The organism is Nitrosophilus alvini, assembly GCF_015100395.1.
GTDB classification, from domain to species: domain Bacteria; phylum Campylobacterota; class Campylobacteria; order Campylobacterales; family Nitratiruptoraceae; genus Nitrosophilus; species Nitrosophilus alvini.
Genome location: NZ_AP022847.1, coordinates 1573898 through 1594810, shown reverse-complemented (window position 1 = coordinate 1594810; position 20913 = coordinate 1573898). Strand labels below are relative to the sequence as shown.

24 protein-coding genes are annotated in these 20913 nt (G+C 38.8%); 19 read left to right on the top strand and 5 right to left on the bottom strand.

The window, feature by feature from the left end; all coding sequences use genetic code 11:
- The first annotated feature begins 86 nt into the window (after positions 1-86).
- The 5 genes from trxA (at position 87) to mnmL (ending at position 4776) form a co-directional block, all read left to right on the top strand.
- Entirely contained in the window at positions 87-407 is a 321-nt protein-coding gene (gene trxA / locus EPR_RS08130; RefSeq protein ID WP_200762726.1) for a thioredoxin, read from the top strand.
- Positions 408-625: 218 nt separating this feature from the next.
- Positions 626-1564 carry a thioredoxin-disulfide reductase gene (gene trxB / locus EPR_RS08125; protein ID WP_200762725.1) on the top strand — a complete coding sequence of 313 codons (939 nt, stop codon included), beginning with the start codon at positions 626-628 and terminating at the stop codon, positions 1562-1564.
- Positions 1565-1572: 8 nt separating this feature from the next.
- Positions 1573-2337 (top strand): 4-hydroxy-tetrahydrodipicolinate reductase, encoded by a 765-nt coding sequence (gene dapB / locus EPR_RS08120; protein ID WP_200762724.1) that lies wholly within the window; start codon positions 1573-1575, stop codon positions 2335-2337.
- A 46-nt stretch (positions 2338-2383) separates the two neighbouring features.
- Positions 2384-3745 (top strand): amidophosphoribosyltransferase, encoded by a 1362-nt coding sequence (purF, locus tag EPR_RS08115; protein ID WP_200762723.1) that lies wholly within the window; start codon positions 2384-2386, stop codon positions 3743-3745.
- 77 nt (positions 3746-3822) lie between these two features.
- Positions 3823-4776, top strand: a complete 954-nt coding sequence (gene mnmL / locus EPR_RS08110) for a tRNA modification radical SAM protein MnmL/YtqA (protein WP_200762722.1) — start codon at positions 3823-3825, stop codon at positions 4774-4776.
- A gap of 77 nt (positions 4777-4853) precedes the next feature.
- Here the strand turns inward: mnmL and hisIE are convergent, their stop codons facing one another.
- The 3 genes from hisIE to EPR_RS08095 form a co-directional block, all read right to left on the bottom strand.
- Positions 4854-5534, bottom strand: a complete 681-nt coding sequence (gene hisIE / locus EPR_RS08105) for a bifunctional phosphoribosyl-AMP cyclohydrolase/phosphoribosyl-ATP diphosphatase HisIE (RefSeq protein WP_200762721.1) — start codon at positions 5532-5534, stop codon at positions 4854-4856.
- A gap of 46 nt (positions 5535-5580) precedes the next feature.
- On the bottom strand, positions 5581-6642 hold the full coding sequence (locus EPR_RS08100) for a prohibitin family protein (RefSeq protein ID WP_200762720.1): 1062 nt from the start codon (positions 6640-6642) through the stop codon (positions 5581-5583).
- Between the two features lie 124 nt (positions 6643-6766).
- Positions 6767-7681, bottom strand: a complete 915-nt coding sequence (locus EPR_RS08095; RefSeq protein WP_200762719.1) for a branched-chain amino acid transaminase — start codon at positions 7679-7681, stop codon at positions 6767-6769.
- A gap of 116 nt (positions 7682-7797) precedes the next feature.
- Here EPR_RS08095 and EPR_RS08090 point away from each other — a divergent pair, with 116 nt between their 5' ends.
- From EPR_RS08090 to EPR_RS08065, 6 genes are all read left to right on the top strand, one after another.
- Entirely contained in the window at positions 7798-9213 is a 1416-nt protein-coding gene (locus tag EPR_RS08090; RefSeq protein WP_200762718.1) for an aldehyde dehydrogenase family protein, read from the top strand.
- Between the two features lie 10 nt (positions 9214-9223).
- The gene (locus EPR_RS08085) at positions 9224-9685 is read left to right on the top strand and encodes a 2-thiouracil desulfurase family protein (protein WP_200762717.1); all 462 of its coding nucleotides are present in this window, start codon (positions 9224-9226) and stop codon (positions 9683-9685) included.
- Positions 9686-9730: 45 nt separating this feature from the next.
- Positions 9731-10207, top strand: a complete 477-nt coding sequence (gene bcp, locus EPR_RS08080) for a thioredoxin-dependent thiol peroxidase (protein ID WP_200762716.1) — start codon at positions 9731-9733, stop codon at positions 10205-10207.
- Between the two features lie 136 nt (positions 10208-10343).
- A complete protein-coding gene (rpsB, locus tag EPR_RS08075; RefSeq protein WP_200762715.1) occupies positions 10344-11141 on the top strand; it encodes a 30S ribosomal protein S2 in 798 nt (265 codons plus the stop codon).
- Complete coding sequence (gene tsf, locus EPR_RS08070) at positions 11141-12061, top strand: translation elongation factor Ts (protein ID WP_234697124.1); 921 nt, start codon at positions 11141-11143, stop codon at positions 12059-12061. Before rpsB ends, tsf begins: the two co-directional genes overlap by 1 nt.
- Position 12062: 1 nt before the next feature.
- Complete coding sequence (locus EPR_RS08065) at positions 12063-12749, top strand: ABC transporter ATP-binding protein (protein WP_200762714.1); 687 nt, start codon at positions 12063-12065, stop codon at positions 12747-12749.
- Positions 12750-12752: 3 nt separating this feature from the next.
- On the opposite strand, the gene EPR_RS08060 is transcribed toward EPR_RS08065, so the two are convergent.
- A complete protein-coding gene (locus EPR_RS08060; protein ID WP_200762713.1) occupies positions 12753-13289 on the bottom strand; it encodes a phospholipase D-like domain-containing protein in 537 nt (178 codons plus the stop codon).
- A 127-nt stretch (positions 13290-13416) separates the two neighbouring features.
- On the opposite strand from EPR_RS08060, the gene EPR_RS08055 reads away from it, so the two are divergent.
- From EPR_RS08055 to rsfS, 5 genes are all read left to right on the top strand, one after another.
- Positions 13417-14289: a response regulator transcription factor gene (locus EPR_RS08055; protein ID WP_200762712.1), complete on the top strand. Its 873-nt coding sequence runs from the start codon at positions 13417-13419 to the stop codon at positions 14287-14289.
- The gene (gmk, locus tag EPR_RS08050; protein ID WP_200762711.1) at positions 14286-14900 is read left to right on the top strand and encodes a guanylate kinase; all 615 of its coding nucleotides are present in this window, start codon (positions 14286-14288) and stop codon (positions 14898-14900) included. The genes EPR_RS08055 and gmk overlap by 4 nt, the downstream gene beginning before the upstream one ends.
- A 66-nt stretch (positions 14901-14966) precedes the next feature.
- Positions 14967-15203, top strand: coding sequence for a Sec-independent protein translocase subunit TatA/TatB (locus EPR_RS08045; RefSeq protein ID WP_200762710.1), 237 nt, complete (start codon positions 14967-14969; stop codon positions 15201-15203).
- Positions 15204-15302: 99 nt separating this feature from the next.
- Positions 15303-16892 (top strand): arginine--tRNA ligase, encoded by a 1590-nt coding sequence (gene argS / locus EPR_RS08040; RefSeq protein ID WP_200762709.1) that lies wholly within the window; start codon positions 15303-15305, stop codon positions 16890-16892.
- A complete protein-coding gene (gene rsfS / locus EPR_RS08035) occupies positions 16893-17228 on the top strand; it encodes a ribosome silencing factor (RefSeq protein ID WP_200762708.1) in 336 nt (111 codons plus the stop codon).
- A 7-nt stretch (positions 17229-17235) separates the two neighbouring features.
- Here rsfS and nadD read toward each other — a convergent pair whose 3' ends face one another.
- On the bottom strand, positions 17236-17802 hold the full coding sequence (gene nadD / locus EPR_RS08030) for a nicotinate (nicotinamide) nucleotide adenylyltransferase (protein WP_200762707.1): 567 nt from the start codon (positions 17800-17802) through the stop codon (positions 17236-17238).
- 116 nt (positions 17803-17918) lie between these two features.
- On the opposite strand from nadD, the gene gap reads away from it, so the two are divergent.
- From gap to EPR_RS08015, 3 genes are all read left to right on the top strand, one after another.
- Positions 17919-18920, top strand: coding sequence for a type I glyceraldehyde-3-phosphate dehydrogenase (gap, locus tag EPR_RS08025; RefSeq protein WP_200762706.1), 1002 nt, complete (start codon positions 17919-17921; stop codon positions 18918-18920).
- Between the two features lie 66 nt (positions 18921-18986).
- The gene (locus EPR_RS08020; RefSeq protein WP_200762705.1) at positions 18987-20192 is read left to right on the top strand and encodes a phosphoglycerate kinase; all 1206 of its coding nucleotides are present in this window, start codon (positions 18987-18989) and stop codon (positions 20190-20192) included.
- Positions 20189-20899 carry a triose-phosphate isomerase gene (locus EPR_RS08015; RefSeq protein ID WP_200762704.1) on the top strand — a complete coding sequence of 237 codons (711 nt, stop codon included), beginning with the start codon at positions 20189-20191 and terminating at the stop codon, positions 20897-20899. Before EPR_RS08020 ends, EPR_RS08015 begins: the two co-directional genes overlap by 4 nt.
- The last annotated feature ends 14 nt before the right edge of the window (positions 20900-20913 follow it).

The following is a 20913-nucleotide window of genomic DNA, read 5'->3' as shown; positions in this document are numbered from 1 at the left end:
CATTTTAAAGATAAAATAAGTATAATATTTGTCTGTTTGCACAAATTTATGTAAACATTTTCATAATATTTTATAAAGGAGAAAAAATGGGTAAATATTTAGAATTAAATGCTTCAAATTTTGATAGCACTATTAAAGATGGTGTTGTTTTGGTAGATTTTTGGGCTCCCTGGTGCGGGCCGTGTAGGATGATTGCCCCAGTTATTGACGAACTGGCCGAAGAGTATGAAGGAAAAGCAAAAATCTGCAAAGTAAATACAGACGAAGAGCAGGATATTGCTATCAGATACGGAATCAGATCCATTCCTACAATCCTCTTTTTCAAAGACGGTGAACTTGTGGATCAGATGGTTGGTGCCGCTTCAAAACAGGCTTTCAAAGAAAAACTCGACTCTCTTCTTGGCTAAATTGTGCGGGCTTTTGCCCGCATTAGAGTATATTAGACTTTTGATTGAAAAAATTACTCTTATTTCCCTTCTACAGCCTTTTGCCTCTTAACCTATCAATCTTTTCTAAAAATTTATCCCTTTTAAAGAGAGTTTTTAATAATATTGAACAACTAAAGTTATAGCCGGTCAATATTAAAAGAGTGGACTTATTTATTTTAAACTGACAAGGAGCAGCTATGCTGGATTTGGCAATTATCGGTGGTGGTCCTGCGGGACTGACAGCGGGGCTTTATGCCACAAGAGGCGGGCTAGGTAATGTGATTATGTTTGAAAAAGGAATGCCAGGAGGGCAGATAACACAGAGCAGCGAAATAGAGAACTATCCCGGTGTCTGCGAAGTTGTCACTGGAATGGAACTTATGGAGTGCTGGCCTAAGCAGTGTATGAAATTTGGTCTCAAACATGAGATGGAAGAGGTTGTAAAAGTATCTCATAACGAAGACAAAACTTTCAAAATTGAGCTTCTCAGTGGCAAGACATATGATGCCAAAAGCGTAGTTGTCTGTACGGGAAGTACGCCAAAAAGAGCCGGTTTTGAAGGAGAAGACGAATTTTTTGGACGAGGTGTCAGTACATGTGCCACATGTGACGGATTTTTTTATAAAAATAAAGAAGTTGCGGTTATAGGCGGAGGTGACACTGCTCTTGAAGAGGCTTTGTATCTTGCAAATATCTGTTCAAAAGTTTATCTTATACATAGACGTGACAGATTTAGAGCTGCGCCATCAACAGTAGAACGAGCCCAAAATAATGAAAAAATAGAGTTTATACTTAATGCAAAAGTACAGAAAGTATACGGCGACAATATGGGTGTACAGGGGCTTGTCGTAGAACAAAGTGATAAAACTATAGATTTGAAAGTGCCGGGGGTCTTTGTTTTTGTAGGAAATGTTGTAAATAATCAGGTTTTGAAACAGGATGATGGAAAATTTCTGTGTGAAGTAAACGAATATGGTGAAATTATTGTAGACCTGAAGATGAGAACTTCCGTTCCCGGCCTTTTTGCAGCAGGCGATGTGAGGATTGATGCCGCAAAACAGGTTGTATGTGCTGCCGGTGACGGAGCAACTGCTGCAATAAGTGCAATAAATTATATAGAAAATATAGAACATTAGGAGAGATAATGATCAATGTCGGAGTTTACGGCGGAAGTGGAAGAGTCGGAAAACTGATTATAGAAAATCTGAAAAATGATGATTATGCAAAAGTCAGCTCTGTTCATGTGATAGATGAGATTGATTTTGAAGTTCCGGGTGCACTGATAACCAACAGTATTGAGACTCTGCTGCAAAACAGTGATGTTGTCATTGACTTTACACTGCCTGAGGGTACCGAAGCTCTGCTTGAGAGTGTACTCAAAAATCCGAAACCTCTCGTAATAGGCACAACGGGATTGAGTGAGCATCAGATGAATCTTATAAGCGAAGTTTCAAAAAAGATGCCGGTTTTGTATGCTACTAATATGTCGGTGGGAATTGCTCTGCTTAAAAAGCTTGTGGAGATTACATCCAAAACTCTATCTGATTTCGATATCGAAATAGTTGAAATGCACCACAGGCATAAAAAGGATGCTCCGAGCGGAACGGCTCTGACACTTGCCGAATATGCGGCAAGAGGCAGAGGTCTTGATCTAGATAAAGTAAGAGTAAGCGGAAGAAACGGCAATATCGGCGAAAGGTCCAAAGATGAGATCGGTGTTTTCGCCCTGAGAGGCGGCGATATAGTAGGTCGCCATACAGTAGGGTTTTATAACGTGGGAGAGTATATAGAACTAAATCATACTGCTACAAGCAGGGACACATTTGCAAAAGGTGCGATTAAAGCAGCCAAATGGCTTGTAAATCAAGAGAGCGGTTTGTATAGTATAAACGATTGCCTTGGAATATAATAATTTTAAATGACTATGACAGTGAAATATGAAAAAGGATTGAAAATTGTTTTCTTTAAATGAAAAGTGTGCAGTGGTAGGTGTGTATGATGTGCCGGAAGCGGCAAAATATGCCTATTTTTCACTTTTTAGTATGCAACATAGGGGACAGGAAGCTGCCGGTATATGCAGCAGTGACGGCGAGAGACTTCATCTAGTAAAAAATAGAGGACTAGTAACACAGGTTTTTGACAAAGCAAAACTAAAAAAACTTACAGGAGATGCTGCGGTAGGACATACAAGATACTCTACCGCAGGTGATGATTCTATTTTGGATGCCCAGCCTATATTTGCAAGATATGACCTTGGGCAGATTGCAGTTGTTCATAACGGCAACCTTACAAATTCCAAAGAGGTAAGACGTGAGCTCATAAGAGAGGGTGCAATTTTTCAGACGTTTATGGATACGGAAAATCTTATCCATCTTATCGCTAAAAGTCAGAAAGAACATCTGTACGACAGGATAATCGATGCTGTAAAAAGGATAGAAGGTGCATACTCTTTGCTATTTTTGAGCCGTAAAAAGATGTTTGCCATACGAGATCCACACGGTTTCAGACCGCTCAGTATCGCAAAACTCGGCGACGGATATGTGGTTGCCAGCGAGACATGCGCATTTGATCTTATCGGTGCTACATATTTAAGAGATATTAAACCGGGTGAAATGGTGGTTTTTGAAAAAGGGAAAGAACCAAGAAGCATACAGGTATTCGAGCCGACTCCGCATAAATGTATTTTTGAATTTATCTATTTTGCAAGGCCGGATAGTTATATATTCGGAAAAAGCGTATACAAGCTTAGAAAAAACATGGGTAGAGAGCTTGCAAGGGAATTTCCGGTAGATGCCGATATGGTAGTGCCGGTTCCGGACAGCGGTGTTGCGGCTGCTTTGGGCTATGCCGAAGAGAGTGGTATACCTTTTGAACTTGGTATTATAAGAAACCACTATGTGGGAAGAACTTTTATCGAGCCTACTCAGGAGATAAGAGATCTGAAAGTTAAAATGAAACTAAACCCCATATCGGAACTGATAAAAGGAAAAAGACTTATAGTCATTGATGACAGTATAGTAAGAGGAACGACAAGTAAAAAAATTGTACAGATTCTTAAAGATGCGGGAGCCAAAGAGGTGCATATGAGGATAAGTTCTCCTCCTACAACCGGTCCATGCTATTACGGAGTTGATACTCCGGAAGAGAAGGAGCTTATAAGTGCGAGGATGAGCACTCCGGAGATAAAAGAGTATATTGGTGCCGACTCTTTGGCCTATCTCTCTATCGAAGGTCTCATAAGAAGTGTGGGTAACGATCAGAGTTACTGTAAAGCGTGTTTTGACGGGAACTATATAGTCCCAAACAAAAACGGATAGAAAGCGGTAAAAAAGTGACAAGTTTATTGAAATCTATGATCCCGGCTGATACTTTGAAGCGGGTGAAGAGTAAAAAAGTGAAAAAAATACTGACATTCGGAAGATATTACAAAAAAACTCTACGAAAGAGTGTTTATAAAGTTCCTATAAGTATACCCGGCTTTACATGTCCGAATATAGACGGTACAGTTGCAAAAGGCGGATGCACCTTCTGCCTTAATGAATCATTCAGTCCAAATCTGAACAAAACAGCGACAAAAAAGTTTTTTTTAAATCCTGCGGTCAAAACCAATCCCCTTCTTGAGAGACAGATTAAAGAGCTAGAATTTCAATACTATGCAACCAAAAAGAGACTTGAAAAAAAAGGCGCCGAAAAATTTCTGGTATATTTTCAGTCTTTTACAAATACGTATGCACCGATAGATACACTAAGAGCTCTATATGAAAAGGCTCTTACTTTCGATGATGTTATAGGCCTGAGTATCGGAACCAGAAGTGATTCTATAACCGAAGAGATACTGGACTATCTGCAGGAGCTTGCAAAGACAAAAGAGATATGGGTAGAATACGGCATTCAGTCTGTGTATGACGAAACACTTGAGAAAATTAACAGAGGTCATGACAGCAAAAATGTTGAAGAGTGGATAAAAAAGACAAAAAAAAGAGGTCTAAAGGTATGCGGGCATGTGATATTCGGTCTTCCGGATGAGACGCAGGATATGATGCTAAGAACCGTTGAAAAGTCTATAGAATGGGGAATAGATTCGATAAAAATACACCCTCTTTATGTTGTAAAAAATACAGCTCTTGCTGTAGACTTTACAAAAGGCAGATTCAAGCCTATAAGCGAAGAACTTTATATAGATACTTTGACAAAAGTATTGAAAATGATTCCAAAAGATATGATAGTCCAGAGAGTGACAGCCGGAATAGACGACGATACTTTGCTTACTCCTCTGTGGTGCAGGGATAAAAACAGACAGATGAGAGATATCAGAAAAGCGCTTCTGAAAGAGGGAATTCTCTACTAGTGGAGGGTTATATCAACACCTTGGTTTTCATTTTGATTTATAATGAGCGCAACTATTGATTCACTGTTTGTAGCTTTTTATCTGTTTTTTCTGCTCTTCTTCTCTTCGATTCCGCTTTGGCCAAATCTTCTTTTTATCTCTTCTCTTACAAGTTCGGGATGGATATCTCTGTATGCGAGAGCTACAAGAGAGTGATACAGAAGGTCTGCTGCCTCATAAACAATCTCTTTTTTACTATTGTCTTTTACCGCAAAACAGAACTCTCCCGCTTCTTCTATGACTTTTTTCAAAATTGTGTTTTCACCTTTGGCAAAAAGTCTGGCTGTCCATGAGCTCTCAATGTCGGCCTCTTTTCTTTCCATTATTGTGTGATACAAGGCATCAACAGGTGAGTATATCTCTTCTGTAGGTTTCAGAGGCTCTGAAGAGATTATATTTTTGGATATATCTTTAAAAAAGCAGCTCTGTCTTCCTGTGTGGCATGCGGGCCCTGTCTGTTTGACCTTAAGCAAAACGGTATCACTGTCGCAGTCAAGTTTTATCTCCTCTATTTTTTGGGTATGTCCGCTTGTTTCACCCTTTTTCCAAAGTTTGCGACGGCTTCTGGAGTAGTAGTGGGCATAGCCGCTCTTTATACTTTTTTCAAGAGCCTCTTTATTCATATATGCCAGCATCAGCACTTCGTTTGTGTCAATGTCCTGAACGATTGCCGGTATGAGAGGATTTTTTTCCCAGTCGATAGATTCTATAAAGTCCATCTTTAATCCTGTTCAAAGATACTATCTGTTAAGAAACAGTGGAGCATCATCTGCTTTGAGCAGATGTTGCTTTCTGTTTCTCTTTTGTGTCTATCCAGATATTAGGAACGGCGCCGCCAGGTGTAAGGAATATTTTTGCATCTTTGTTCTCTTTGAGCGCTTCGTTGAATTTGCCTTGAACCTCAATCTGCTTGAGTTTCAGCAGGTTCGCTGTTACGCTTTGACCTATTTCTCTGTTCGCCTGTGCTTTTGCTTTCGCCTCTATCATTATTCTATCTGCCTCGCCCTGCGCCTTTATCTTTTTGGCCTCAGCCTCACCTCGTGCAAGAGCCGCTCTTTTTTCAGCCTCTTGTCTTGCACGTTCAACTTCGTATTTTACTCTTTCTGCTTCCTGTTTTGCTATCTGAACCCTTTCTATCTGCTCTTTTATTTTTTGCGGCAGGATTATCTCTCTTAGCTGAACCGATAGAAGTTCGACCGGTGTATTTGGTAGCTTTTCTATTCTTTCTCTCACTTTTGTTTCTATAAGTCTTGCTATCTCGTTTCTTTTGATAGGAAGCTCTTCAGCTTTGAACATACCTACTACGTTTCTGACTACGTCTCTTACAACGGGGTTGATTATCTTATCTTCCCAGCTGAGTCCCCAGGTCGCTATTGTCTGAGGAGCACCCTGCGGTTTTAGTCTATACTGAACTGTAAGGTCGATGGAGACCGGAAGACCTCTGGCATCAAGAACTGATATAGCTGGATTTACTTTTATTCCCTCACCTATATCTCTAAAGCCCTCTCTTGCGGCAGAACTCTTGTAATTGATAATTCTAACTTTGGTATCTACTTTTATAACTTTCTGGATTCCCGGTATAAAAAAGTGTATTCCGGGTTCAAGCGGCATAGGGTCATATTTACCGGCTGTAACTTTTATTCCCACTTCGCCTGAGTTAACTATCACGTACGGTTTTGCTATTATGATGAGTATTATTATTGTAGCGGCGATATAGATAAGGGTAGCCTTTTTCCCGAAATCCTTGAGAAACTGCGGCGGTCCCCCTTCATTTCCTTTATTTTCATCCATCTTTTTTTTAAAATAGTCATTCAAATCAGCAGGCATTAAAATTTCCTTTTTCTCTGGTTTTCTTTAAAATCTGCCTATTTTTCATAGGCTGACCATATTTTACATTTATTAATTTAAATCTGCTTGTTTTAAATTATATAAATTATTTTTTAAAAAGGTTCTATATATATGTTAGAAAATGTTCATATTCCGGGTTTCTTCCATACACTACATCAAAATATGCGCTCTGGAGCTCTTTTGTTATCTCTCCTCTTTTTCCATTTCCTATGACTCTGCCATCCACTTCATTTATTGGCGTAACTTCTGCGGCGGTCCCTGTGAAAAACGCTTCATCTGCTATATATACTTCATCTCTCGTTACTCTTCTTCTCTCTATAGGTATGCCTTTGTCACGTGCGAGTCTGAGTACCGTTTCTTGTGTAATTGATTCAAGTGAGTTGTCATTTGGAGGTGAAATCAAAACTCCGTCTCTTATTATAAAGAAGCATTCTCCGCTGCCTTCTGCAATAAAACCCTCTTCATCAAGGAGAAGTGCCTCTTCATATCCGGCTTCCAGAGCTTCAAACTTTGCCATTTGAGAGTTAAGATAGTTGGCTACAGCTTTTGCTTTCCCCATTGTCGATTTTACCGAGTTCCTTGCAAAAGAGCTTATCTTTACTCTGATACCGTTTTCTAATCCCTCATCACCCAGGTAGCTTCCCCATTCCCAGGCGGCGATGGAAACGTTAACAGGAGCATTTACATGATAAAGACCCATAACACCGTAGCCTAAGAATATAAGCGGTCTTATGTATACGTTTGATTTGAAATCGTTTTTTTTCAAAAGTTCAATCTGTGCATTTTCCAATTCTTCGAGAGTATACGGAGACTTTATCATAGTTATTTTTGCAGAATTCAAAAGTCTTTTAGTATGATCTCTGAGTCTGAATATTGCCAGACCTTTTTCGGTTTTGTATGCTCTGGTTCCTTCAAAAACACCGTTTCCGTAATGTAGCGTATGGCTTAAAATGTGGATTTTGGCATCATCCCAGTTGACAAAATCCCCGTCCATCCAGATATATTTGGCTTTTTCCATTATATTCGGCTCCGAAAATAAAATTTTGCCAAGTCTATCAAAATATAGTTTAAACAAGAATATAATAGAATAAAGGGTTAAAAGAGAAGAAAATGTCTTAAAAACAGGAGTTTTAAATGGAAGCGAAACTGCTTATAGGAAGCAAAGAGATAGAAAAAAAAGAGATGATAAAAAGAGTAAGTCCATTTAGCGGTGAAGTTGTATCGCTCTATCCCAAATGTAGTGCAGAAGATGCCAAAGAAGCCCTTATCTGTGCAAAAAGAGCGTTTGAAAGAACAAAAAAATCAAATATTTCTCAAAGAGTAGCCTGGCTAAGAGACGTTGCAAAAAGACTCAGAGAAAAAAAAGAGGAGTTTGCAAAAACGATAACGGATGAAATAGCAAAACCGATACAGTTTTCTCGTGTAGAGGTGGACAGATGTGCCGAAACGATTGAACTTGCCGCAGATGCAGTTTTGCATATGAAAGGTGAGACGATAAATACCGATGCTACTTTAAGTGGAAAGAAAACCCTCTCTTTTTACAAAAGAGTTCCGGCGGGAGTTGTCGCTGCCATTACTCCGTTTAATTTTCCTTTGAATCTGGTCGCACATAAAATTGCCCCGGCTCTGGGAGCAGGATGCAGTGTTGTGCTCAAACCTACACCCGAAGCGCCTCTCACTGCATATAAATTTGCAAAACTGTTTATTGAGAGCGAATTTGCGATCGAAGATGCATTAAGCGTCGTTTACGGCGATGCAGAAGTGGGAAGTGCTCTTGTAACAAGTGATATTCCCAGAGTCGTCAGTTTTACAGGAAGTGTTCAGGTGGGCGAAATAATAACGAAAAGTGCCGGGATAAAAAAGATAGGCCTGGAGCTTGGCGGAAACGCAGCCACCTTTATAGAAAAAAGCGCAGATATTGAATATGCCGCAAAAAGATGCGCATTCGGAGCTTTTGTCAACTCAGGGCAGGTTTGCATATCTTTGCAAAGAATATATGTTGATGAAGCTGTATATGAGGAGTTTGCTGCTCTTATGGCAAAAGAGACAGGCAAGTTGAAAGTAGGCTCCCCTTATGAAGAAGATACATTTATGGGACCGCTTATCAACGAAGAGGCTGCCAAAAGAGCTTTGAACTGGGTCGAGAGTGCGAAACAGGAAGGGGCAAAAGTAGTTGCGGGAGGAAAATCGGAAGGAAAACTTTTTTATCCTACCGTAATGGCTGATGTTACCGAAGAGATGAAAATAGTCTGCGAAGAGGTTTTTGCTCCCATAGTAAGCCTTGTCAAGGTGAAAAATTATGATGATGCAATCAAAAGGATCAACAACTCGCCTTATGGCCTGCAGTTTTCAATATTTACAAATAATTTGAAGCTTGTACAAAGATTCATAGAGGATGCGGAGGCAGGAGGTGTCGTTGTAAACGATATTCCGACTTTAAGATTCGATATCCAGCCTTACGGTGGTGTGAAACTTAGCGGTATAGGTAGAGAGGGGCCGGAATTTGCACTCGAAGAGTATACGGAAATAAAGTCGGTTGTTATTGTGTAAAAGCAAGAAAGTGAGAAAGCCAAAAGATACTGGCTCCAACACAAAAGTAGCCGTAAGTGCATGTCTGTTGGGGGAAAATTGCAGATATGACGGAGGAAACAGAAGAGACGAGGAGTTGATAAAAGAGATCAAAGAGTATGATGTAGTCTCTTTTTGCCCAGAAGATAATATATTGGGAACTCCCAGAGAAACGATAGATCTGATAAAAAAAGATGGAAGCATTCGAGCCATTGGAAACGAGAGTCGCAAAGACTATACCGAAAAGATTGCAAATGAGGCGCAAAGATTTGCGAAAAGATATCCTGATATAGAGAAATTTTTTCTAAAATCAAAATCGCCGAGCTGTGCTTTGTGCAGTGCCAGAGTATATGACGAAAACTGCAACCTTTTAAAGAGTGATGAAACAGGGATTTTTGCAAAAAAACTTAAAGAGTTTTATAAAAATGCCGAGTTTGTAGAGAGGAACCCTTGAAAGTGATCGATGTTGTTCCAACACTAACACTAAAAAGGAGAATAGATGTTGAAAATTGCAGATTTGGCGCCGGATTTTTGTTTGCCGAATCAAGATGATGTTGAGATATGTCTTCATGATTTGAAAGGAAAATGGGTTGTTCTATATTTTTATCCCAAGGATAACACGCCCGGATGTACTACCGAAGCATGTGATTTTACCGAGCGGATGCCGGAGTTTGAAGAACAAGACGCGGTTATTTTGGGTGTAAGCCCGGATACGACGCAAAAACACAGAAATTTTATAGAGAAAAAAGGGCTCAAAATAACGCTACTTAGCGATACCGAAAAAGAAGTCCTCAAAAAGTATGGAGCGTGGGGGCTTAAAAAGATGTATGGCAAAGAGTTCGAAGGGGTCATAAGATCGACTTTTCTTATTGATCCTGAAGGTAAGATAGCCTATATATGGCCGAAAGTGAAGGTAAAGGGGCATGCGGAGGAGGTAAAAGAGAAATTAAAAGAGCTGAGAAAGGGTAAGCTTTAAGAAAGCTAAAATTAAGGGAAATTTTAGTAAAATTGCCAGTTCAAAAGCCAAAACACACACACCAATCCTTGAGAGGTTGCGCGAGAGCGTTGATGGGTGTGGAGGCAAAAACCTAAACAACAGACAAGGAGAACCAATGGTTACAATGAAAGACCTGCTCGAATGCGGGGTGCACTTCGGACATCAGACAAGAAGATGGAATCCAAAGATGAAAAAATATATCTTTGGAGTAAGAAAGAATATCCATATTATCGACCTTCAAAAGACTCTGAGATATTTCAGATATACATATAACATAGCAAGAGATGCGGCAAAAGAAGGAAAAACAATACTTTTTGTGGGAACAAAGAAACAGGCGAGAAACGCTATACAGGAGTATGCGCAAAAAGCCGGAATGCCATACGTCAATTCAAGATGGCTTGGTGGAACTCTTACGAACTTTCCTACGATTAAAAAATCAATAAGAAAACTTGAAGTTATAGAAGAGATGGAAAAGAGCGGTCAGATGGAGCTTCTTACAAAAAAAGAAGCTTTGATGCTCAAAAGAAGAAAAGAGAAACTTGAAAACTTTCTGGGCGGAATCAGAGATATGAAAACGTTGCCGGATATGCTTTTTGTTATTGATGCGGTAAGAGAGCATATTGCGGTAAAAGAGGCGAATAAGCTTGGAATTCCGGTAATTGCCCCTCTTGATACAAACTGCGATCCTGATGTTATAGACTATCCTATTCCGGGAAATGATGATGCTATCAGATCTATACAGCTTTTCTGCAAAGAGATGGCAGAGGCTATCATCGAAGGAAAAGAGCTTAGAGCACAGGAAGAGGCGGAAGAGCAGGAAGAGGCTGCAGTTGAAGAGGTAACAGAAGAAGAGATAGCCGAAACTGTAGAAGAGGCAAAAGAAGAAGCAGCTAAAGAGGAGGAGACAGAATAATGAATATCAGTGCAGCTATGGTAAAAGATTTGAGACTGAAAACCGGTGCCGGAATGATGGATTGTAAAAAAGCCCTCATTGAAGCTGAAGGAGACCTTGATAAAGCGGTAGATATTCTAAGAAAAAAGGGTATCGCCAAAGCTGCAAAGAAAGCGGATAGAGTAGCAAGCGAAGGAGCTATAACCATCGAAATAAGCGATGACTACAAATGTGCTACGATAAGCGAAATAAACTCTGAAACAGATTTTGTAGCTCAAAACGATAACTTTCAGGCTCTTGTAAAAAAAGCGACTAAGCATATCCATGTAACGGCGCCTGATACTGTAGAGGATCTTTTAGAAACCGAAATTGACGGTATAAAATTTGAAGAGTTTATGAAAGCGCAGATTGCAAAAATCGGAGAAAACATTATTGTAAGAAGATTTGACAGAATCTGCGTAGAAGGTAACGGTGTTGTAAACGGATATCTTCACATGGGAGGAAAAATAGGCGTTATTGTTGCAGCTGTTTGCGACAAACCCGAAGTATGTGATTCTATAAAAGATATTTTGAAAGATATAGCTATGCATATAGCAGCTATGAATCCAAAATATCTTGATGAGAGCTCAATTCCCGAGAGTGTTATTGAAAAAGAGAAAGAGATAGCGGTAGCTCAGCTTGAGAAAGAGGGCAAACCTGCAAATATCATCGAAAAAATTCTTCCGGGAAAAATCAAAAAATTTGTAGAAGAAAATACACTTCTTGGACAGAAATTTGTCAAAGATGACAAAAAAACTGTCAGACAAGTTCTTGAAGAAGCTGCTAAAAAAGCCGGAGGGACAGCTAAGATTGTAGAGTTTGTAAGATATGAACTTGGCGAAGGGATCGAGAAAAAAGGATGCTCTTTCGCTGAAGAGGTAGCTCAGCAGCTCGGCGAATAAAATGACAAAAAAAACAGAAGAGAGAGAAGAGATCTCTTCTCTTCTTTTGAATGCTTCAAATATCTCCCACTCATTTGACTATCCCCTGTTCGATAATGTAACACTGCAGTTGAAGAGTTGCGAAAGTGTTGCTGTTATAGGTGTAAGCGGCAGTGGAAAATCGACTCTTTTGCATATCCTTTCTACACTTTTAAAACCTCAAAAGGGTGAAGTAACTCTTTTTGGAAAAAAAATCTATAATTCTCATAAAAAAGATATTATGGAAATCAGAAGAGAAAAGATAGGCATCATTTTTCAATCTCATTATCTTTTCAAAGGTTTTAGTGCTTTTGAGAATATAAAAGTGGCTTCTTTGCTTGCAAAAAAAGAGATAGATGAAGAGATTATCGACTCTTTCGGAATAAAAAAAGTTATACATAAAAAAGTTACCGAATTAAGCGGCGGTGAGCAGCAAAGAGTCTCCATAGCGAGGGTACTGACAAAAAAACCAAAAATTATTTTTGCGGATGAACCTACCGGAAATCTGGATAAAAAGACCGCAGGCGAAGTTATGCAAAGGGTCTTCGGATATCTAAAAAAGTCAGGCGGTGCCCTTTTTCTTGTTACTCATGATTTAGATCTCGCAAAAAAGTGCGATCGTGTTTACAAACTGGAAAACAGGAAACTTGTAAAGATTCAGGATTTTTGACAATTAGTATCTTTCCGCTTCCCTGATCATCTGTTCATAATAATTCCCAGCTTTTTTTGCCATATGGTAACTGTCTATAATATACAGCAATTCATAATTTTTTCCAAATCCGGAATTGGACCAGTTCGCAGAACCGAAAATAAGCCGTCTATTATCGATGATGGCAAGTTTCATATGCATTTTTCCGAAATATTTTCTATTTTTGAATCTCTTTCCGTTTATAAGATAGATATCAATATTTGAATATTTCGCCAGATATCTGAGCTGACTTCTTTTATAGTTTATGTTTGATTTTTTATCAAATATTATTCTAACCTTGACCCCTCTTTTTGCCGCATTTTTAAGTCTTTTAGCTATCTTTTTATGTGTAAAACTGTATATGGCCACGTCGATTTTTGATTTTGCTTTGTCAATGGAATCAAGAAGAGCAGATAGTGCCTCTTTTGACTCTTTAGGCATCACATAAAGCGTACCTTCCTGGGCATTTAGAGTCAGAGTCATCATAATAAGAAACAAAATATTTGCTATTTTTATATTCATTTAACATCCTTTTTGTGCTGTAACAACAGTTTTGCCATATTTGCGTAAAAGGTTTTAAAATGTTATTAAAGCAAAAAGATAATAAAATAAAAATTGACGTTTTATTTTGAAAATAGCGGGGCAGCAGATGAAGCTTTTATTAATTAACAAAAATCCGGTAGTATCAAGAATGTTGCACATGAGTGCTCCAAAAGCAGGTTTTGAGGTTGAGGAGTGCGATAATATATATGAACTTCCAAAAGGGAGTTACGATGTTCTTTTTCTCGATGATGAGATGTATGATGAAAATTTTCTCGAAGAGATAAAAAAAAATATTGAGTATAAACAGATAGGTCTTATAACGTCTGTAAAAGATGAGCATATAGAAGGCTTTGACTTTACTCTGCCCAAACCTTTTTTACCTACCGATCTTATCGAACTTCTAAGAGGCATCAGGTCAAAAATAGAATATATTCTAAAAAAAGAGTCCGAAGCTGCCGAGGCGGCTATGGTTGCGGAAACTGAAACAGAGCAGGAAACGGAAGAGAGTTATGAAACGGTAAAACCCAAATTTATACAAGAGATTCAAAAAGAGATTGCTGCACAAGAAGAAAACAAGGAGAGTAGTGAGGAAGAGATAATAGAGATAGAAGAACGTATAGAGGAAGAGCCTTTTGTGACCGAAGAAGAAGTCAAAGAAAGCGGTGTTCTGGATAGAAGCGAGCTTGAAAAGGTGCAGGAGCTTCTTGAAGAGGAGAAGGAGTATTCTGATAAACCTCAAGAAGAAGAGATTGAAGAGATTTTAGGCGCAGAAGAAGAGAAGATCGAAGAGATTACAGAAAGCATCGAACCTGTCGTTGAAAAAGCAGCAGAAGAAAAAGAATCTGCTCCGCTTTCGCGTGAAGAGAAGATAAAAGCCTTGACAGAAGCACTGGATCTATATACTATAAGAGACCTTTTGGACGGAATGGAGATAACAATCAAAATAAATTTCAGTAAAAAGAAGAAGAAAAAAAGATGAGCGGAGCTTTTCTGGTGATTTCAGGTCCGAGCGGATCGGGTAAAAGTTCTTTGATTAAAGAGATGATAAAAAGAGTCGACAATATATATTTCAGTATATCTACAACTACCAGACCCAAAAGAGAGGGAGAAAAAGAAGGGGTCGATTACTATTTCGTTTCCAAAGAGGAGTTTGAAAAAGATATAAAAGAGGGGATGTTTCTGGAGTACGCCAACGTTCATGGCAACTATTACGGAACATCAATGAGGCAGATAAACAATGCTTTAAAAGAAGGAAAGCTGGTAGTTTTTGATATAGATGTTCAGGGTCATAGAAGTATCAGAGAAAAAATGGGAGATATAACGACCTCAGTATTTGTTACTACTCCTACTCTTCAGGAACTGAAAACAAGACTTCAGAACAGAGGGACAGACAGTGCTGAAGTGATAGAAAAAAGAATTTCAAATGCTCTTGAAGAGATAAAAGAGGCTATATATTTTGATTTTATTCTTATTAATGATAAATTTGAATCGGCTCTTAATAGACTCTGCAGCGTTGCAGAAGCTGCGAAACTCAAAAGGTCTAAAAAAGAGATAAAAAAGTTTGTAGAAAATTGGAGCCGCGCACAATAATAAGCAATTTAACAGGTTTGCTTAGTATAATTAACATTTAAACTTAAGACAACTAAAGGAGACCTGATGGGTATGCCAAGTATGCCGGAATTATTGATAATATTGGCTATTGTCGTACTTCTTTTTGGTGCGAAAAAGATTCCCGAACTTGCCAAAGGGCTAGGGAGCGGTATCAAAAACTTTAAAAAAGCCATGAAAGAAGACGAGGAAGAAGTTGCTAAAGCAGAACCCAAAAAGGAGATAGAGGGAAAAGAGGAAGCAGCTTCAAATACTTCAAAAACTACAGAATCAAAAGAGGCTTGATAAAAGGTTGAAGCGGTTAAAAGAGGAAAAGATATGTACACCCTCTTGACCTCTTTACCTTTTGACTTTCGAATCTTCAATCAATAAAAAGGAACGTGCTTGAAAAAAAGAGTACAGTCTATCTTGGAAAAGTATATTAAAAAAAGTGTGGTTCTTGAAAAACCGAAAGATAAATCTTTCGGACATTTTGCCACGCCTATTGCGTTTTCGCTTGCTAAAGAGTATCGAAAGTCGCCGATGGTTATAGCGGATGAGTTGGCAAAAATGTTTTCGCAGGAAGACTCCGTATTTGAATCGGTAGAAGCTATAAAGGGGTATGTAAACTTCAGACTCAGCGAAGATTTTCTGGATAGCTATGCCTCATGGGCGCTTAAAAACGAAGATGAGTTTGCCAGTGATGAAAAAAGCGAGTCAATTTTGCTTGAATTTGTCAGTGCAAACCCAACCGGACCTCTTCATATAGGACATGCAAGAGGAGCCGTAATCGGCGATGCACTCAGCAGAATAGGAAAAAGACTCGGATACAAAATTACAAAAGAGTACTATATTAACGATGCGGGAAACCAGATCTACCTGCTTGGACTTTCGATCTATCTTTCAGGAAGAGAAAATATCCTCAAAGACAAGGTGGAGTGGCCTAAAGAGTATTACAAAGGTGAATATATACTTGATCTTGCAAAAAAGGCGTATGAAGTTTTCGGTGAAGCCGTTTTTGTAGATGAGGTGCATATACCTAAGCTCTCTGAATGGGCAAAAGACGAGATGATGGAGCTTATAAAAAGCGATCTTGAAGAGATAGGAATCGAATTTGACTCATTTGTAAGTGAAAAAGAGCTTTATCAGAAGTGGCCAAAGGTTTTGGAAAAACTTGAAGAGAATGGCGCTATATATGAAAAAGATGGAAAAATTTGGATCAAGTCGACAGAATACGGGGATGAGAAAGACAGAGTCGTTGTAAGAGAAGACGGAAGACCTACATATCTGGCCGGAGATATCATTTACCATGATTACAAATTTCAAAGAGGGTTTGACAGATATATAAATATCTGGGGAGCAGACCATCACGGATATATTGCAAGAGTTAAAGCTGCAATAAAATTTTTGGGATATGATGAAAACAGACTGGAAGTTATTTTGGCTCAGATGGTTTCTCTTCTTAAAGGCGGCGAGCCTTACAAGATGAGTAAAAGAGCCGGAAATTTCATTTTGATGAGCGATGTTGTCAAAGAAGTGGGTGCTGATGCTTTGAGATTTATATTTTTGACCAAAAAAGCGGATACGCATCTGGAATTTGATGTTGATATGTTAAAAAGAGAAGACTCCTCAAATCCCGTTTATTATATAAACTATGCTCATGCCAGGATAAATTCCCTTTTTGAAAAAGCTGGCAAAACTCTTGATGATGTGATAGGAGTGAAGCTCGAAAAACTGAATGATGATGCCAAGGATTTGATGTTTGCATCTCTTCTTCTGCCTGAAGTTATAGAAGACGCATTCGAAAAAAGAGAACTCCAAAGAGTTACTGATTATTTAAAAAATTTGGCGGCTATGTTTCATAGATTTTACAATGCAAACAAAGTAATAGGGACAGATTACGAAGAGAGATACCTTAAGCTTTTCGCAATAACGGCTCTATCTATCAGAACCGGCCTTGGTCTGCTGGGTATCGAAGCTAAAAAGAGGATGTAGATGCAAGAAAGAATTGAAAGAATAAAAAAGTTTCTCGAAGAGAAAAAGGCGGAAGATGTTCAGATATTTGACCTAAAAGACAAAGGATATTTTGTTGATACGGTTATAATAGCCACATCTCTTGGTGACAAACATACAGCAGCTTTACTGGATTATCTGAAAGAAAAACTAAAACCTCTGGGTGAAGAGTTTCTTAAAATTGATGAAAGCGACGAATGGATCGTTATAGATCTCGGTGACATACTTATACATATAATGACCGAAGCTTACAGAAAAAAATATAATATAGAAGAGTTTTTGGAAGCTATCAAAGAGGGCAGGGAGATAAAAGAGTAGATGTTTGTCATTGGTCATTGGAGTGCCGATGGCCGGAAGCTTTTTTATAAAACCGAATTATCTCGCCAGCAACTATTTTAGGCAAATATCTTCTTATAGGTTTTTTTCTAAGCTGTGTTGAACTGACAGGAACATTGACTTTTATCTTTTTATATTTGGCCGGAATTTTTTCTTGGCCTCTTGTTGCTATGACAAATTCCGCAATCTTGTTCAAATGCCTGTATTTGTACCACTTTTTAAGATCTTTGAGATTGTCTGCTCCTATTATGATATATATCTTTTCTATATTTTTGTATTTTTTCTTCAGATATTGGGTCGTCTCTATAGTATAGGTAGGTCTTTGATTTTCTATCTCATAAAGCGATATATCTACGTTTTTAAATGGCATGAAAGCTTTTTTCAGCCATCTTACACGAAGAGCGGGAGGGGCGAAAAATCTTTTTTTAAAAGGATTCAGATAGGTGGGTACTATTATTATTTTGTCGATATCCAGCTCATGAAGTGCTTTTTTGACAACCTCTATATGACCGGTGTGAACCGGATCAAAACTTCCTCCGAAAATTGCTATTTTCAACTTTTACGGCCTTTTTGGGATTGATATTTGTGCCTTTAAAGGGTAAGGCGGGTTTTTAATTTTTATAATACCTCTTTTTGGATAAAATTAGCCAAAATTTATGCAAAAGGTGTATTATGGCGGTAAAAGTAGCAGTCAACGGATTTGGAAGAATAGGAAGAAGCGTTGCAAGAATTATTGCCAAAAGAGATGATATAGAACTAGTTGCTATTAACGACCTGGCTTCTATGGAGATGATAGAATATCTTCTGAAATATGACAGCGTGCACGGTATTTTTGACGAAGATGTAGAAATTCTTGATGAGAGTTTTTTAAAAATCGGGAATTCGAAAGTAAAAGTGTTTTCTGACAGAGACCCTGAGAATCTAAGATTTGCAGATTACGGTGCTGAAATAGTTCTGGAATGTACAGGAGTTTTTTTAACTAGAGAGCAGGCCAGGGCGCATATAGACAACGGTGCGAAAAAAGTTATCTTTTCTGCACCTGCTAAAGATGATACCCCTACATATGTTATTGGGGTAAATGAGCATAACTACAATGGCGAAAAGATAATATCAAACGCAAGTTGTACAACAAACTGCCTTGGCCCGGTTGCGAAAGTTTTAGATGATGCATTCGGTATAGAAAAAGGCCTGATGACTACAATTCACAGCTATACGAATGATCAGAATATTCTTGATGTAAAACATAGAAAAGATAAAAGAAGGGCACGCGCCGCAGCTGTCAACATGATACCTACTACAACAGGTGCCGCAAAAGCTATCGGACTTGTTTTGCCGCAGCTTCAGGGCAAGATGCACGGACAAAGTGTCAGGGTTCCGACTCCCAACGTCTCTATGGTGGATCTGAATGTAATAGTTAAAAAAGATACTTCCAAAGAAGAGATAAACGAACTTTTTGTGCAAAAATCGCAAAATGAACTGAAAAACATTCTTGCAGTCGATAATGACTACAGAGTTTCCCAGGATTTTCAGGGAGACCCCCACAGCTCTATCGTTGCCCTCGATCTTACGCAGGTGATCTGCGGCAATATGGTTAAAGTTATGGCTTGGTATGATAATGAGTGGGGATACTCCAACAGACTTGTCGATATGGCGGTCTATATAAGCGAAAAATAGAAAAGTTCAGTTCAAAAATCATCAATCACCGGTTGCGAATTACGAATTACGAAATAAGGAGTTTGGGTGCATATAAAATCGATAAAAGAGCTCGATATCGCAAATAAAAGCGTATTTATAAGATGTGATTTTAATGTTCCGATGGATGAATTCGGAAATATAACGGATGACAGAAGAATTCGTTCGGCGCTGCAGACTATCAGATACTGTCTGGACCATGACTGCAAAATTGTACTTGCAAGTCATCTTGGACGACCGAAAGGTTTTGAAGAAAAGTACTCTTTGAAACCGGTTGCCAGAAGGCTTCACTCTTTATTGAAACTTGATATTATTATGGCAAAGGATGTAATCGGCGAAGATGCCAAGACAAAAGCCAAAAATCTTAAGAACGGTGAAATATTGCTTTTGGAAAATCTAAGGTTTGAAAAAGGCGAAACAAAAAACGATCCCGAATTTGCAAAAGAGCTTGCAAAGTTTGGTGAAATATATATAAATGATGCTTTTGGCGTAAGTCACAGAGCCCATGCTTCCGTTGAAGCCGTTACACATTTTTATGACGAAGAGCACAAAGGAGCAGGATTTTTGCTTTTAAAAGAGATTAAATTTTTTCATCATCTGTTAAAAAGACCTACGCGACCATTTGTTGCGGTTATAGGCGGGAGCAAGGTTTCAGGAAAACTTCAGGCCTTGATAAATCTTTTGCCAAAAGTTGATAAAATGCTTATTGGCGGAGGAATGGCTTTTACATTTCTAAAAGCTATGGGAGAAGAGGTTGGAAACTCTTTGGTGGAAGACGATTTGATAGATGAAGCCGCAAAGATTATGGAAGAGGCCAAGAGACTAGGGGTAAAGCTGTATCTGCCTGTTGACCTGGTAGTTGCCCAGACATTCAGTGAAGACTCTCCCATAAAATATGTCACATACAAGGAGATACCCAGAGGCTGGATGGGACTTGATATCGGTCCTGCGACTGTAAGGCTTTTCAGAGAAGCTCTCAATGATGCACAGACAATTCTTTGGAACGGACCGATGGGCGTATATGAGATGGACAAATTTGCCAGAGGAAGTTTTCAGATATCCCATTTTATAGCACAGTCGTATGCCGTCAAGGTAGTAGGGGGCGGTGATACCGCAGATTTGGTACAAAGAGCCGGAGATGATGAAGAGATGACTTTTATCTCAACCGGAGGAGGTGCAAGTTTAGAGCTGATTGAAGGCAAAACACTTCCTGGTATCGCAGCTCTTATGGTAGAGAACGGAGAAGAAGAGTGATAATAGCGGCCAACTTTAAGACAAACCATACCAGAAAATCAACAGCAAAGTATCTGGAAAAACTTGTTTCATATGTAAAAGAAAATTCCGTATCCGAGGATATTTATATATTTCCTCCATTTACCGCATTTGACGATTTTGAGCTTTGCGAAAACATAACTTTGGGCGCTCAAAATGCATACCCTGCCGAGAAGGGCTCATTTACTGGCGAAATAGGACTTGAACAACTTGAAGAGTTTGATATAAAAACTGTTTTGATAGGACATAGTGAAAGAAGGCATATACTCGGAGAAAACCAGGGTTTTATAGCCGAGAAATTTAACTTTTTCAAAGATAGAGGGTTTAAGATAGTCTACTGCGTTGGAGAGCCGCTTGAGATCAGACGCGAAGGCGAAGATGCGCTTCAAGAGTATATCAAGCTCCAGTTTTCCGGTATAGATACGAAATATGAAAAACTCATAGTTGCATATGAGCCGGTATGGGCCATAGGTACCGGCCTGAGTGCCGAGCCTGTTCAGATAGAAGAGACGATAAGTTTCATCTCCAATCTTACAAAAGCACCTATACTCTATGGAGGTAGTGTCAAGCCTTCCAATATTAAAGAGATAGTTTCTATCGCAGGATGCGGCGGAGCTTTGATTGGCACAGCAAGTTGGGATGTTGACAGTTTTATCGAGATGATAACGATTGTTGAACAGTGCCAATAAATTTTTTACTTTGC